The 13,160-nt window shown below is 67.0% G+C and carries 14 protein-coding genes and 1 riboswitch; of the genes, 8 read left to right on the top strand and 6 right to left on the bottom strand.

Annotation, left to right across the window (positions count from 1 at the left end; genetic code table 11):
- Window positions 1-201 precede the first annotated feature (201 nt).
- The gene (locus tag BST13_RS24750; RefSeq protein WP_083166638.1) at window positions 202-819 is read left to right on the top strand and encodes a TetR/AcrR family transcriptional regulator; all 618 of its coding nucleotides are present in this window, start codon (window positions 202-204) and stop codon (window positions 817-819) included.
- The gene (locus BST13_RS24745; RefSeq protein WP_083166637.1) at window positions 816-2,351 is read left to right on the top strand and encodes an FAD-dependent monooxygenase; all 1,536 of its coding nucleotides are present in this window, start codon (window positions 816-818) and stop codon (window positions 2,349-2,351) included. The genes BST13_RS24750 and BST13_RS24745 overlap by 4 nt, the downstream gene beginning before the upstream one ends.
- Here the strand turns inward: BST13_RS24745 and BST13_RS24740 are convergent.
- Window positions 2,341-2,760 carry a nuclear transport factor 2-like protein gene (locus BST13_RS24740; protein WP_095533692.1) on the bottom strand — a complete coding sequence of 140 codons (420 nt, stop codon included), beginning with the start codon at window positions 2,758-2,760 and terminating at the stop codon, window positions 2,341-2,343. The genes BST13_RS24745 and BST13_RS24740 overlap by 11 nt on opposite strands.
- Window positions 2,761-2,840: 80 nt before the next feature.
- Between BST13_RS24740 and BST13_RS24735 the strand changes: the two genes are divergently transcribed.
- Complete coding sequence (locus tag BST13_RS24735) at window positions 2,841-3,338, top strand: winged helix-turn-helix transcriptional regulator (RefSeq protein WP_083166636.1); 498 nt, start codon at window positions 2,841-2,843, stop codon at window positions 3,336-3,338.
- A 7-nt stretch (window positions 3,339-3,345) separates the two neighbouring features.
- Here the strand turns inward: BST13_RS24735 and BST13_RS24730 are convergent, their stop codons facing one another.
- The 3 genes from BST13_RS24730 to BST13_RS24720 are packed head-to-tail and all read right to left on the bottom strand — an operon-like array spanning window position 3,346 to window position 6,558.
- Complete coding sequence (locus tag BST13_RS24730) at window positions 3,346-4,077, bottom strand: class I SAM-dependent methyltransferase (protein ID WP_083166635.1); 732 nt, start codon at window positions 4,075-4,077, stop codon at window positions 3,346-3,348.
- Window positions 4,074-5,192, bottom strand: coding sequence for a homoserine O-acetyltransferase MetX (gene metX / locus BST13_RS24725; RefSeq protein WP_425437045.1), 1,119 nt, complete (start codon window positions 5,190-5,192; stop codon window positions 4,074-4,076). The genes BST13_RS24730 and metX overlap by 4 nt, the downstream gene beginning before the upstream one ends.
- A gap of 43 nt (window positions 5,193-5,235) precedes the next feature.
- The gene (locus BST13_RS24720) at window positions 5,236-6,558 is read right to left on the bottom strand and encodes a bifunctional o-acetylhomoserine/o-acetylserine sulfhydrylase (RefSeq protein WP_083166633.1); all 1,323 of its coding nucleotides are present in this window, start codon (window positions 6,556-6,558) and stop codon (window positions 5,236-5,238) included.
- Between the two features lie 150 nt (window positions 6,559-6,708).
- A riboswitch (SAM riboswitch) is annotated at window positions 6,709-6,828 on the bottom strand.
- 209 nt (window positions 6,829-7,037) lie between these two features.
- On the opposite strand from BST13_RS24720, the gene BST13_RS24715 reads away from it, so the two are divergent.
- On the top strand, window positions 7,038-8,258 hold the full coding sequence (locus tag BST13_RS24715) for an NADP-dependent isocitrate dehydrogenase (RefSeq protein WP_083166632.1): 1,221 nt from the start codon (window positions 7,038-7,040) through the stop codon (window positions 8,256-8,258).
- 13 nt (window positions 8,259-8,271) lie between these two features.
- Here BST13_RS24715 and BST13_RS24710 read toward each other — a convergent pair whose 3' ends face one another.
- Window positions 8,272-9,105 carry an alpha/beta fold hydrolase gene (locus BST13_RS24710; protein ID WP_083166652.1) on the bottom strand — a complete coding sequence of 278 codons (834 nt, stop codon included), beginning with the start codon at window positions 9,103-9,105 and terminating at the stop codon, window positions 8,272-8,274.
- Window positions 9,106-9,193: 88 nt separating this feature from the next.
- Here BST13_RS24710 and BST13_RS24705 point away from each other — a divergent pair, with 88 nt between their 5' ends.
- Window positions 9,194-9,991, top strand: coding sequence for an exodeoxyribonuclease III (locus BST13_RS24705; RefSeq protein ID WP_083166651.1), 798 nt, complete (start codon window positions 9,194-9,196; stop codon window positions 9,989-9,991).
- Here BST13_RS24705 and BST13_RS24700 read toward each other — a convergent pair.
- Window positions 9,982-10,599: a TIGR03086 family metal-binding protein gene (locus BST13_RS24700; protein WP_083166631.1), complete on the bottom strand. Its 618-nt coding sequence runs from the start codon at window positions 10,597-10,599 to the stop codon at window positions 9,982-9,984. The genes BST13_RS24705 and BST13_RS24700 overlap by 10 nt on opposite strands.
- A 78-nt stretch (window positions 10,600-10,677) precedes the next feature.
- Here BST13_RS24700 and BST13_RS24695 point away from each other — a divergent pair, with 78 nt between their 5' ends.
- The 3 genes from BST13_RS24695 to yhjD are packed head-to-tail and all read left to right on the top strand — an operon-like array spanning window position 10,678 to window position 13,156.
- Window positions 10,678-11,064: a MarR family winged helix-turn-helix transcriptional regulator gene (locus BST13_RS24695; protein ID WP_083166650.1), complete on the top strand. Its 387-nt coding sequence runs from the start codon at window positions 10,678-10,680 to the stop codon at window positions 11,062-11,064.
- A 34-nt stretch (window positions 11,065-11,098) separates the two neighbouring features.
- Entirely contained in the window at window positions 11,099-12,115 is a 1,017-nt protein-coding gene (gene trpS, locus BST13_RS24690; protein WP_083166630.1) for a tryptophan--tRNA ligase, read from the top strand.
- 21 nt (window positions 12,116-12,136) lie between these two features.
- Window positions 12,137-13,156, top strand: a complete 1,020-nt coding sequence (gene yhjD, locus BST13_RS24685) for an inner membrane protein YhjD (RefSeq protein WP_083166629.1) — start codon at window positions 12,137-12,139, stop codon at window positions 13,154-13,156.
- Window positions 13,157-13,160 lie beyond the last annotated feature (4 nt).

Genomic DNA, 13,160 nt, shown 5'->3' with positions numbered 1-13,160 from the left:
GCACCCCCGCCGAAGAACTCGACCGACTACTCTCAGACCCATCCACATTCGTTGCAGCCACCGCTTGAATCCAAGCGTTCAATTTGTCCCTGGTGTGAATCTCGGCGATGAATGCCGTTCAACTCAATTCCACCGAACCGTCATAAACTTGCCCGACAGGAAATTTTGCCCAATGGGCAACATTTGGTTAGCGTGGTTGGCGTGGGGCTGAGGGAACGCAAGAAACTCGATACCCGGCGGGCGCTCAGCGATGCCGCGCTGAGGCTCATGTTCGAGCGCGGGCTGGAGAATGTCACCCGCGAAGACATCGCCAACTTGGCGGGTGTCTCGTTGCGCACCTTCACCAATTACTTCAGCGGCAAGTACGACGCACTGGCCTACCGCCAGGTCGAACGTATGCGGCGCAGCATCGAGACGCTGCGTAATCGACCGGCCGACGAGCCATTGTGGACAGCGGTCATGGAGGCCGTGTTGGAGCCACTCGACGAGGACTTCGCGGACATGTACGGTGCGGAGAACGTGCTACCGACTCGTCAGCAGCTCGCCGAAGTCCGAAAGCTGTTGATGGTTCCGGAGATCCGCGATGCGGCATTCCGCGCGATGTTCGATGAATGGGTGGCGGTCATCGCTGAACGTACCGGCACAGATCCCGTGCACGACATGTATCCACAGCTGGTGGTGGCCGTCGTCCGCGCCGTGGGCGATGTCGCGATGGACCAGTACGCACATGCAGACCCACCGGTGTCGTTCACCGCACTGCTGCGACAGGGATTCGCGGCCGTCACCGCCGGACTGCCTGAACCCGAGAGGAAGAAATGACCGAGAAGACAGACGTCGTGATATCGGGTGCCGGGCCCAACGGTCTGCTGTTGGCCGGCGAGCTCGCGTTGGCCGGTATTCGCCCGGTCGTACTCGAGCAACTGCCCGCTCCGAGTACCGAGTTGAAGGCCAATGGGATTGTCGGGCAGGCGGTTCGGGCGCTCGACCTGCGGGGCCTCTACTCGATGCTCAGCGGCTCGGCCGATCCGCCGCAACCCATGCCCGGCTACATCTTCGCGGGTATGCGGCTGCCCTTCCTCGGGGTGACCGACAACCCCATGTACGGCATGATGATTCAGCAGCCACGTGTCGTGCGCACACTGGTCGACTGGGTGGGCTCCCTTGGCGTAGAAATTCGCTGGGGTCAGGAGCTGACCGGAATCGATTCGCGCGCAGACGGTGTCACGTTGGCGGTGACCTCGCACGGGGCCTCCTATCGGCTGGACACCCGCTACCTCGTCGGCGCCGACGGCGGGCGCAGCTTCGTCAGGAAGAGCGTTGGCATCGAGTTCCCCGGGTTCACCACCGAGGTGGTCGGCCGGATCGCGCACGTCAGCGTGCCGGACGAGCTGCGCAGTGGCGACGGTGGGCTGAACCTGCCGGGATTCGGGTATATCCCGTTCGGACACAACAGGTTTGACGGTGGTGTGCTGATCTACGCGGAGTTCGAACCGAGCAGGCCGATGGTCGGGACGATCGAGTACGGTGACATGCTGCCCGAGGACGCTCCGCCGCTGACGTTGGCGGAACTGCAGGAGAGCGCCGCCCGCGTGATCGGCGTGGACCTGCCCATGGGGCCACCGCCCGGTGAGGGCCCACATGCGTTGCGGCGCATCAACGGCCAGAACACCAGGCAGGCCGACCGGTACCGGGCCGGCAACGTGTTCCTGGTCGGTGATGCCGCGCACGTGCATTCCGCGATGGGTGGTCCCGGGCTGAACCTGGGTATGCAGGACGCGATGAATCTCGGCTGGAAGCTGGCCGCCGAACTGAACGGCTGGGCTACGCCGGGCCTGCTGGACAGCTACCACACCGAACGTCACCCGATCGGCCAGCGCGTGATGACCCAGTCGCTGGCCCAGGCCGCACTGATGGCGGCAGGCCCCGAAGTGGCAGCGCTGAGAACACTTTTCGCCGAACTGCTGGCGACGCCGGACGGTGCGACGCACATCGCGAACGTGCTCGCCGGCTCCGACCTGCCCTACGACATGGGATCCGGGGGACACCCGCTCTGCGGATCGATGGTGCCCGAACTGGTTCTCGACGACGGCCGTCGGGTCGCTGAACTGATGCGGGCCGGCCGGCCGGTGCTGGTCGATTCCGCCGGTGGTTATGCCGACGCCGCGCAGGGATGGGCCGACCGGGTCGACATCGTCCGGGTGCGGATGGTCGACGGGCCGGCTGCCGTTTTGATCCGGCCCGACGGGTATGTCGCCTGGGCCGCAGACGGATTCGACGACGGTGGGTTGACCGACGCGCTGCAGCGGTGGTTCGGCGCCGAGGACGCGGACGCCGCCGAGCTCAGCGCCTGAGGGCGCGGCGCAGCACGCCGGGGTGGCGGGCCAGCTTCGGGACCAGCAGCACGGCGAACAGCGTCGTCGCCAACCACGGCCGCAGGTGCGGGCGAAGCCGTCGGATCCGTCCGGCGGCGTCGAGCTCGAACACCAGCGCATCGGTGATGGTCACGCCGGCAATGCGGCCTTCGCTGACGGCGACCCGGGTGGTGCCGTCGCCGATCAGTTCGTGCCAGCTGACGTCGCGCAGCCCCGTGTACACCGCGGTGAGCAACAGCAGAAGGTCCCGATCACGGAACACCATCCGGCCGGACAACGGTGAGACCAGCTCGGCATCGGGAGCCAGCAGGTCTGCGATGGCTGCGATGTTGTTGGTGCGGGTGGCCTCGCAGAACGCGGTCACCGAATCTGTCGTCCTTGTTGTCATAGCCGCTCCCGAGGTCGCTTGCGATTTGCAACCCACTCAACTCTAGTTCATTGCGAATTGCAATGGACTAGGGTTGGCGCGTGGCCAAACAGTCCTTCGGTGCCGTCTCGTGCTCGATCGCGCGGGCGGTCGAGGTGGTGGCCCAGCGGTGGACCCCCCTGATCCTGCGTGACCTGTTCGCGGGGATGACGCGCTTCGAGGACCTCCGCCGCGACCTCGGCATCGCGCCGAACGTATTGGCCACCCGGCTCGACGAACTCGAACGCCACGGCGTGGTGGAACGCAGGCAGTACCAGAGCACGCCGCCGCGCCATGAATACCTGCTCACCGCCAAGGGGCGCGACGTGTATCCCGTGCTGACCGCATTGCTGGCATGGGGCGACAAGTGGCTGGCGGGGGATGACGGCCCACCGGCACTGCTGGTTCACACCGAATGTGGTTGCGTCACAACGGCGAAGACGGTGTGCGCGCACTGTGGCGGTGAACTCGACGCCGCGACGACGACCGCCACGGCGGGCCCGGGCGCTCGGCCAGGCCCCGGGACCGCCGTGATCGGAGCGTTTCTCGCGCGCTCCTAGCGCTTGGTCAGGACAGCGTGGACCGGATGGACACCGTCACGTAGGGCAGCGCCAAGCCGGAGCTGTTGGCCAGCGCGGGGTGCGTGGCCAGCAGCTCGCGAACCTGCCCCAGCGTGCGCGTGCGCACCTGCTCAGGCGAGGTGATGCAGTAGCTACGTGACGCCACGAGATCGATAAGTGCTTGCGGCGTCAGATAACTCGTCCACTCGACCTGCTGGCGCTCGGTCTCGGCGAACGGTGCGGGCAGCGTCACCTCGTGGTTGAACGGATCGTTTTCGTGACCGATGATCTGCCCAAGGTCCTTGACCCAGCCCATCCGTTCGTCGCGGGTGTTCCACACCAGGCCCAGCCGCCCGCCCGGACGCAGCACCCGGCTGACCTCGGCCGCCGCCCGCTCCGGATCGAACCAGTGCCAGGCCTGTGCCACCAGCACGGCGTCGACGCTGTTGTCCGCCAACGGGATCTCCTCGGCAGTGCCCAGCAGAGCCGGCGTATCGGGCAGCGAATTCGTCAGCAGCTCCAGCATTTCCGGGATCGGATCGACGGCGATCACGTTCAGACCGCGCTCGACGAGCCGGGTGGTGAGCTTGCCGGTGCCCGCTCCCAGATCGAGCACGTCGGACGCGCCGGCAGGCAACAGCCAGTCGATCGCTTCCGGTGGATAGGACGGGCGGCCGCGTTCGTAGGCCGCGGCCTCCGAGCCGAATGAGAGGGAACGCTGCGGGCCCGACACACTCACCTCGGTATCAGCTCCAGTGTGCGGCGCACCAGCTTGCCGACCACCTCGGTCTCGACCAGAAACCCGTCGTGCCCGTACTCCGAGTCGACGACGTCCAATTCGCGACAACCGGGCAGCAGCTCGGCGAGCTCCTCCTGCAGCCGGATGGGATAGAGCCGGTCGGAGGTGATCCCGCCGACGATCACCGGAACCGGGCAACCGCGCAGCGCGGCCCGCACCCCGCCGCGGCCACGGCCGACGTCATGGCTGGACAGTGCGTCGGAGAGTACGACGTAGGTGCCGGGATCGAACCGGGCCGCCAGCTTGCCGCCCTGATACTCCAGGTAGCTCTGCACCCCGTAGCGGCCACCGCTGCCGGGATCCTCGCCCCCTTGTGCGTCGTTGCGGAACCGGGCGTCGAGCTCCTCTTCGCCGCGGTAGGTGAGGTGCGCGAATCGCCGGGCGATCTCCATACCGGTCAGCGGTTCGCGGCCGGTGCCGTAGTAGTCGCCGCCCTGCCAGTCGGGATCTGCCTTGATGGCCGCGACCTGGCTGCTCTGGGTGCCGATCTGGTCGGCGGTCGCGCGTGCCCCGACCGCGAGCACCAGACCGGCGCCGACCTCGTCGGGATGGCTGACCAGCCACTCCAGCGCGCGAGCCCCGCCCATCGAGCCGCCGACCACCGCCGCGACCTTGGTGATGCCGAGCGCCGCCAGCGCAGCCCGGTCGGCTTCTACCTGATCGCGGATGGTGATCTGGGGAAACCTTGAGCCCCAAGGCTTTCCGTCGGGAGCAAGCGACCCGGGGCCGGTGGAGCCGCGGCACCCGCCGAGCACGTTGGTGGAGATCGCGCACCAGCGGTCGGTGTCGATCGGGGCACCCGGGCCGGCGACACCGTCCCACCACCCGGGGGTCGGGTGGTCGGGGCCGGCCGGACCGGTGATGTACGAGTCACCGGTCAGTGCGTGCAGCACCACCACGACGTTGTCGCGGGTCGGGGACAGCTCGCCCCAGCGCTGCACGGCGATGGTGACGTCGGGTAGGACGGCGCCGTTCTCCAGGCGCAGTGCGCCGATGTTCACCGCGCCGAGTTCGCCCTCGGCGGGCAGCTGGGCGCGGGGATGGTCGGGGGACACGGTAGGGATCTCGGTGATGGTCACTGTGCTGTTCTCACGTTCCTCACACCGTCGCCGTGGCCTGATCGGCGGCGCGGAACGGACGCGCGGCAGCGAAACCCTGGTCAAGGTCGGCCAGGATGTCGTCGATGCCCTCCAGGCCCACGGCAAGGCGCACCAGCCCGGGGGTGACCCCACTGGCCAACTGCTCCTCGGGGTTGAGCTGCTGATGGGTGGTCGATGCCGGGTGGATCACCAGCGAGCGGACGTCACCGATGTTGGCGACGTGGCTGTGCAGGGTGAGTGCGTTGACGAAGGCCTTACCGGCCTCGATGCCGCCCGCCAACTCGAACGCCAGCACGGCGCCAGTGCCCTTGGGGGCCAGCTTGCGGCCCAGTTCGTACCAGGGGGAGCTGGGCAGCCCGGCGTAGTTCACCGAGATCACGTCGGGGTGCCCTGCGAGGTACTCGGCGACCTTCTGGGCGTTGGACACATGGCGTTCAACGCGCAGCGACAGCGTTTCCAATCCCTGCGCGATGAGGAAGGCGTTGAAAGGTGCGGCTGCGGAACCGAGATCCCGCAGCAGCTGCACCCGGGCCTTGAGCGCGTAGGCGGGCGCGCCGAGGTCGGCGAACACCACACCGTGGTAGCTGGGGTCCGGCTCGGTGAACCCCGGGAACTTGCCGTTGGTCCAGTCGAAGTTGCCGCTGTCGACGATGACGCCTGCGATCGCCGAGCCGTGGCCGCCGAGGTACTTGGTGGCAGAGTGCACGACGATGTCGGCGCCGTGGGCGATCGGTTGGATCAGGTACGGCGTGGCGATGGTGTTGTCGACGATCAACGGCACGCCGTTGTCATGCGCCAGGGCAGCCACGTTCGGGATGTCGAGCACATCGATCTGCGGGTTGGAGATCGTCTCGGCGAAGAACGCCTTGGTGTTGGGCCGGACGGCGGAAGTCCAGGACTCCAAATTATCGGGGTTCTCCACGAAGCTGACTTCGATGCCGAGCTTGGGCAGCGTGTAGTGGAAGAGGTTGTAGGTGCCGCCGTACAGCCGCGGGGACGACACGATGTGATCGCCTGCGCCGGCGAGGTTCAGGATCGCGAACGTCTCGGCGGCCTGCCCGGAGGACAGGAACAGCGCCGCGACACCGCCTTCGAGCGCGGCGATGCGCTGTTCCACCACATCGGTGGTGGGGTTCATGATCCGGGTGTAGATGTTGCCCGGCTCGGCCAGCCCGAACAGCGCCGCGGCGTGGTCGGTGTCGCGGAAGGTGTACGACGTGGTCTGGTAGATGGGCAGGGCTCGGGCGTTGGTCGCGCTGTCGGGTGTCTGACCCGCGTGGATCTGCTTGGTTTCGAACGACCAGGCGTCGGGGGTAGTCATGGTCGGTGTCTCCTATGAAGTCGGGTGAATCGGCTACCGGGCGTCGGGCCTGCACATGCAGACGGCGGACGGACGCAAACAGCTCACGGACGACAGCACATGGGTGGCCTCCATCAGGTTTCCCTGTCTCTCTGGGGGCCCGTACCTTCGGACCCGCGCTTGCCTTGCAGCCGCTGACGGCTACTCAACCTGGTCATCACCCGGGGCACCCCACCGCGGTTGGAGGGTTGCCGGCCAGCAAGCCGGGGCTTATCGCTGGCACTCATGACCGCGTCCAAGAATATCTCATGACGGCGGGCGGGAACCAAGTGGTCGTTCTGGCGGGTCTGTGTCGAGGGCCGCTGGAACGTGTTGCAATCCGTGCCGCGGCCGGGTCGGCACGCTACTCCCCGGTACGGATGCGGCCACGTCATCGCGGCTGCTCGCCCTTGTAGGGTGGCCGCGAGAGACGTTCGACGAGCAGGAGGGTGCGGGCTCACATGTCCAAGATCAAAGTCGAAGGCACTGTCGCCGAGCTCGACGGTGACGAGATGACCCGCATCATCTGGCAGATGATCAAGGATCAGCTGATCCTGCCGTACCTCGACATCGACCTGGACTACTACGACCTGGGTATCGAACACCGCGACGCGACCGACGACCAGGTCACCATCGACGCGGCCAATGCCATCAAGCGGCACGGCGTGGGGGTCAAGTGCGCGACCATCACCCCCGACGAGGCTCGGGTAAAGGAGTTCAATCTCAAGAAGATGTGGCTCTCGCCCAACGGCACGATCCGGAACATCCTGGGCGGCACCATCTTCCGTGCGCCGATCGTGATCAAAAACGTGCCACGGCTGGTCCCGGGCTGGACCAAGCCGATCATCATCGGCCGCCACGCGTTCGGTGATCAGTACCGCGCCTTCAACACCAAGGTGGACAAGCCCGGCACCTTCACCGTCACGTTCACCCCGGACGACGGCAGCGAGCCGATGGTGCACGAAGTCGTCCACATCCCCGAGGACGGCGGCGTCATCATGGGCATGTACAACTTCCGCAAGTCCATCCAGGACTTCGCCCGTGCGTCGTTCTCCTATGGGCTGCAACAGGATTACCCGGTCTACCTCTCGACCAAGAACACCATCCTCAAGGGCTACGACGGGATGTTCAAGGACGAGTTCCAGCGCATCTTCGACGAGGAGTTCAAGGCGGAGTTCGACAAGCGCGGGCTGACCTACGAGCACCGCCTGATCGACGACATGGTGGCCTCCTGCCTGAAGTGGGAGGGCGGCTACGTCTGGGCCTGCAAGAACTACGACGGCGACGTCCAATCCGACACCGTCGCACAGGGTTACGGCTCGCTCGGGCTGATGACCTCGGTGCTGATGACGCCGGACGGAAAGACTGTCGAAGCCGAGGCCGCGCATGGCACCGTCACGCGGCACTATCGGCAGTTCCAGCAGGGCAAGCCGACCTCGACCAACCCGATCGCGTCGATCTTCGCCTGGACCCGCGGCCTGGAACATCGGGCCAAGCTGGACAGCACACCGGAGGTGGCACACTTCGCCGAGACGCTCGAACACGTGGTCATCGAGACGGTCGAGGGCGGGGCGATGACCAAGGACCTCGCGTTGTTGATCGGCCCGGACCAGGCCTGGCAGACCAGCGAAGCCTTCCTGGCCACCATCGCCGACCATCTCAAGCGCGCGTTGGAGGCATAGGCGCGGCGCGGCGTCAGCCGGTCGCGCGGGCCGTGTCGGTGTTGTGATCGATGAACTCGCTGATCAGCTCGGTGATCCTGGTGGGCGCCTCGAACATCGGCACGTGACCGACGCCGTCGAGGCGCTTGATCACCGACCCGGGCGCGAGGCTGTCGGTGAAGTGCCGGGTGAACCGGGGTGCGGGCAGCACCCGGTCCTTCTCGCAGATCACCAGCTGGGTCGGCGTGCGGGAGTGTGCGATCTCCAGCAGGCCCGGCGTGGTGAGGGCCCTGATCATCAGCTTGTAGTAGGCGCTGCAGTGCGCCACGTCGTCGACGAGGTCGCGACGGTCCCCGTCGTTGAGGCCGTCGGCGGTGGCGCTGACCGCGGGGTAGGTGATCTGTCGTGCGAACGGCAGGCTCAGCACCCGCTGGCGGAGCAGGGCCGTGGCGACCACGATCGGCAGTGCGGCCATGAACTTGGCGATGATCTCGTACTTGACGGGCGTGAACCGGGCCCAGCCGCCCGCGGGCGCGATCCCCGTGAGGGTGCGGGCCCGGCCGCGGCGGTCCAGTTCGAAAGCGACCCAGCCACCCAGTGAGTTGCCGACGACATGGGCTGTGCCCCAGCCCAGTTCGTCCAGGCGGCGCTCCACGTCGTCGGCCAGTGCGGCCACGTCGAGCAGCGCTGGTCCCGCGTTGCCGCCGTTGTGTCCCGACATGGTCGGCGCGAACACCTCGTAGCGCTCGGCGAGCTGCGGGGCGACGTACTTCCACACGCTCTGCGAGAGCAGGAACGGGTGCAGCAGCAGGACCGGCTCGGCATCGGGATTGTCGGTGCCAAGGTGGATCGGTGCTCGTTCGGCCATTCGCCCGACATTAAGGTGATACCGCCGGTACCGCAAGAGTGTGTCGGTGCGGGTCGGTAGGGTCTCGGCCGTGGCATCACCCGGCTCGCTGATCGTCAGCACCATCAACGTCAACGGCATCCGCGCCGCGGTCAAGCAGCGCTCCACCGACAACCTCGGTCTGCTGCCGTGGCTCAAGGAGACCGAGGCCGAGGTGGTCTGTCTGCAGGAGACGCGTGCCGACGACGATCAGCTCGCCGACGCGCTAGCGCCTGCCCTGGCCGACGGCTGGTCACTGGCTTCCGCCGAGCCGCACGTCAAGGGACGCAACGGGGTTGCGGTGCTGTCACGGCATCCCATCACCGCCATCCGGCTGCTGGAATCCGACGAGTTCAACGCCCACGGGCGGTACCTGGAGGCCGACACGGCCGGTGCCACGGTGGTCAGTGTGTACTTCCCGACCGGTGAGGCCGAGACCGACCGTCAGCTCGAGAAGGAGCGGTTCATGGCGACGGTCGCCGATCGGATGGCGGTGCTGCGGCGTAAACGTCGCGAAGCGGTCGTGTGTGGGGACTGGAACATCGCTCACACAGAGAACGACATCAAGAACTGGAAAGGCAACGTCAAGAAAGCCGGGTTCCTGCCTGCCGAACGGCAATGGCTGACCGAGCTTTTGGCCACCGGATGGGTCGACGTGGTGCGCCAGCTGCACCCCGATGTCGCCGGGCCCTACAGCTGGTGGTCATGGCGGGGCAAGGCTTTCGACAACGACGCGGGGTGGCGCATCGACTACCACCTGGCCACCCCTGGGCTGGCCGCCAGGGCGGTCAGCGCCCGCGTCGACCGCGCCGAGCTGTATGCGCTGCGGTGGTCCGACCACTCACCGGTGACCGTCCACTACGCCTGAGCCCAGTCCGGCCGCCTCCCCAGGTGGGCCAGGATCTTGTCGAAATCCGTTGCGCCCGAGGCGTTGACGGCCGGCCCGAACGGCGCGTCCGGGGTGCTGCGGAAGTCGCTGTCGGGAATCATCATCACCAGTGGCAGGACTGCGGCGACGATGTCGGGCGCCGGCTCGTAGGGCACGCCCAGCGTCGCGGCGACGTCCCAGCCGTGCACCACGTAGTCGACGAAGTGAAACCCGATCGCCATCGCGCCCGGGAAGCTCGCGCCCGGTCCGAAGTCGGGTAGTGCGAACTGCGCGTCGGTCACGCCGTCGGCGGCGACCGCGTCGAGCACGTCCTGCGCGGCTTCGGCGTATGCGCCGGCGGGATCGGCCCGCACGGCGTCGGTGACCGTCCCGGGTTGCCAGCCCTCGGTGTCGGCCCCGTTGCCGCGGGCGGCGGCCGCGAAGCCCCGGTGCTGCACCGTCATGTGGTCGAGCAGGGTTCCCAGGTTCCAGCCCGCACACGGGGTGGGCCGGTCCAGGTCTGCCGGTGTGACGGTGTTGACGACGTCGACGGACTGCAACACGGCTCTGCGGTGGTAGGGGCGGACATCTCCATCAATAGTAGGCATACGCTTACGATAAGCGATAGCATATGAATTGACAATGCCTACGATGACGCGGTGGCGAATCGTCCTGATCTGGCGGCGATGCTGGCCCCGCTGCTGCGTGAACTGGCCGCCGCGGAGCTGCCCGTGCTGACCGCGCACGGCCTGAGCATGTGGGGCTACGTCGTGCTGCTCGCGCTGGACCGGGCGCCGGTGCGCACGCAGGCCGCCCTGGCCGAGGCCATCGGTGCGGACAAGACGCGCATCATTGCGACCCTCGATGAACTGCAGCAGCAGGGGTACATCGAGCGCACGGCCGATCCCGATGACCGCCGGGTGCGGTTGCTGGCCATCACCGATTCCGGCCGGGCCGTCAAGGATGCCGCCCAGGCCGAGATCCAGATCGGCGAGGAGCGTTGGCTGGGAGAACTCACCGCAGACGACCGCGAGGTGTTCCTACGCGTGCTGCGTCAGCTGACCGGTGAATAAAGCGGATGACAGCAGTGCGAAAATCGACGCCATCATGACTAGCGGAAGCAAACGCGTCGTGTTCTCCGGCGCCCAACCCACCTCCGACTCCCTGCACCTCGGCAACGCGCTGGGCGCGGTCACCCATTGGGCCCAGCTGCAGGACGGCTACGACGCGTTCTTCTGCGTCGTCGACCAGCACGCCATCACGGTCCCGCAAGACCCCGCGACGCTGCGTCGGCGCACCCTGGTCACTGCGGCCCAGTACCTGGCACTCGGCATCGACCCGGCCCGCAGCACGGTGTTCGTGCAGAGCCATGTGGCCGAACACAGCCAATTGGCGTGGGTGCTCGGCTGCTTCACGGGCTTCGGGCAGGCCTCGCGGATGACGCAGTTCAAGGACAAGTCGCAGAAGCAGGGCACGGACGCCGCGACGGTCGGCCTGTTCACTTACCCGGTGTTGATGGCCGCCGACATCCTGCTCTACGACACCGACCTGGTCCCGGTCGGTGAGGACCAGCGCCAGCACCTCGAACTGGCCCGCGACCTCGCGCAACGGCTCAACGGGCAGTTCCCGGGCACCTTTGTGGTCCCGGAGGCGATGATCCCCAAGGCCACCGCCAAGATCTACGACCTGCAGGATCCGACCGCCAAGATGAGCAAGTCGGCGGCCACCGACGCCGGCCTGATCAGCCTGCTCGACGATCCCAAGGCCACGGCCAAGAAGATCCGCTCGGCGGTCACCGACAGTGAGCGGGAGATCCGCTTCGATCCGGAGAACAAGCCGGGCATCTCGAATCTGCTGACCATCCAGTCCGCGATCACCGGAACCGCGGTCGACACGCTGGTGCAGGATTACGCCGGCCGCGGATATGGCGATCTGAAAAAGGACACCGCCGAGGTGGTCGTCGAGTTCGTCGCACCGATCAAGACCAGGGTCGATGAGTTGCTGGCCGACCCTGCCGAACTCAACTCCGTTCTGGCTGCCGGTGCGGAGCGGGCCCGAGAGGTTGCCGGCAAGACCCTCACCCGGGTTTACGACGCGATAGGGTTTCTGCAGCAAACGTCGTAGGCGCCCGGGGGAGGGTGGTGCGTGAACGAGCAGGAGAAACCGGGATTCCTTGACCGGCTACGGACTCGCTTTCCGTGGTTCGACCGGGTGATGCGCGCCCAGGATCGGTATAACGACTGCAACGGCAACTTCTACGCCGCCGGGATCACCTACTTCACCATCTTTTCGCTGTTCCCTCTGTTGATGGTCGGGTTCGCACTCGGCGGGTTCGTGTTGGCCAGCAAGCCCGACCTGCTCGCCGACCTCGAGAACCGCATCCGGTCGGTGGTCTCCGGTGACCTCGGTCATCAGTTGGTCACCCTGATGGACTCCGCCATCGCCTCCCGAGGCACCGTCGGCGTGATCGGTCTGGCCACCGCGGCCTGGGCGGGGCTGGGCTGGATGGCCAACCTGCGTGAGGCGCTGAGCCAGATGTGGCTGCAGCACAAGACCGATGCCAGTTTCGTCGGCACCAAGCTGTCTGACCTACTGGCCCTGGTGTCGGCGTTTCTGGCGGTGGTGCTCACCATCGCGCTCACCGCGCTGGGCGACCCAGAGTTGATGCGGAAAGTGTTGCGATGGATCGGCTTACATGACTTCGCCGCGCTCGGCGGCGGACTTCGCGTGGTGTCCATCCTGGTTTCGGTGCTGATCTCGTGGGTGTTGTTCAGTTTGATCATCGCCCGGTTGCCGCGCGAGTCCGTGCACTTGCGCAGCGCCCTGCGGGCCGGGTTGCTGGCTGCCGTCGGGTTCGAGATGTTCAAGCAGGTGGCGTCGATCTACCTGCAGTCCGTCACGCGCGGCCCCGCGGGGGCGACCTTCGGTCCGGTGGTGGGCCTCATGGTGTTCGCCTATGTCACGGCCCGGCTGATCCTGTTCGCCACGGCGTGGGCGGCGACGTCGACGGAGAGCCTGGCCGAGCAGACCGTGCCACCGCCCGACCCGGCGCAGATCACCACCCGGGTGCAGATCAACGAGGGGCCCGGCGCCACTGGCCTGATCGCCGCCGCGGCAGCCGGTGCGATTGGCGCGCTGGGTATTTCGCGGCTGCTGCGACGCTAGCCCG

Origin of the sequence: Mycobacterium aquaticum (assembly GCF_002086485.1) — a bacterium.
Classification (GTDB): domain Bacteria; phylum Actinomycetota; class Actinomycetes; order Mycobacteriales; family Mycobacteriaceae; genus Mycobacterium; species Mycobacterium aquaticum.
Note: the sequence above shows the minus strand (reverse complement) of the source record. Positions and strands in the feature narration are given on the sequence as shown.

What these genes read in the sequence shown, in the direction of transcription:
- BST13_RS24745 (WP_083166637.1), top strand. Translation starts at nt 816, where the DNA reads ATGACCGAGAAGACAGACGTCGTGATATCGGGTGCCGGGCCCAACGGT.
- BST13_RS24740 (WP_095533692.1), bottom strand. Translation starts at nt 2,760, where the DNA reads ATGACAACAAGGACGACAGATTCGGTGACCGCGTTCTGCGAGGCCACC.
- BST13_RS24720 (WP_083166633.1), bottom strand. Translation starts at nt 6,558, where the DNA reads ATGACTACCCCCGACGCCTGGTCGTTCGAAACCAAGCAGATCCACGCG.
- BST13_RS24715 (WP_083166632.1), top strand. Translation starts at nt 7,038, where the DNA reads ATGTCCAAGATCAAAGTCGAAGGCACTGTCGCCGAGCTCGACGGTGAC.
- BST13_RS24710 (WP_083166652.1), bottom strand. Translation starts at nt 9,105, where the DNA reads ATGGCCGAACGAGCACCGATCCACCTTGGCACCGACAATCCCGATGCC.
- BST13_RS24700 (WP_083166631.1), bottom strand. Translation starts at nt 10,599, where the DNA reads ATGCCTACTATTGATGGAGATGTCCGCCCCTACCACCGCAGAGCCGTG.
- BST13_RS24695 (WP_083166650.1), top strand. Translation starts at nt 10,678, where the DNA reads ATGCTGGCCCCGCTGCTGCGTGAACTGGCCGCCGCGGAGCTGCCCGTG.
- trpS (WP_083166630.1), top strand. Translation starts at nt 11,099, where the DNA reads ATGACTAGCGGAAGCAAACGCGTCGTGTTCTCCGGCGCCCAACCCACC.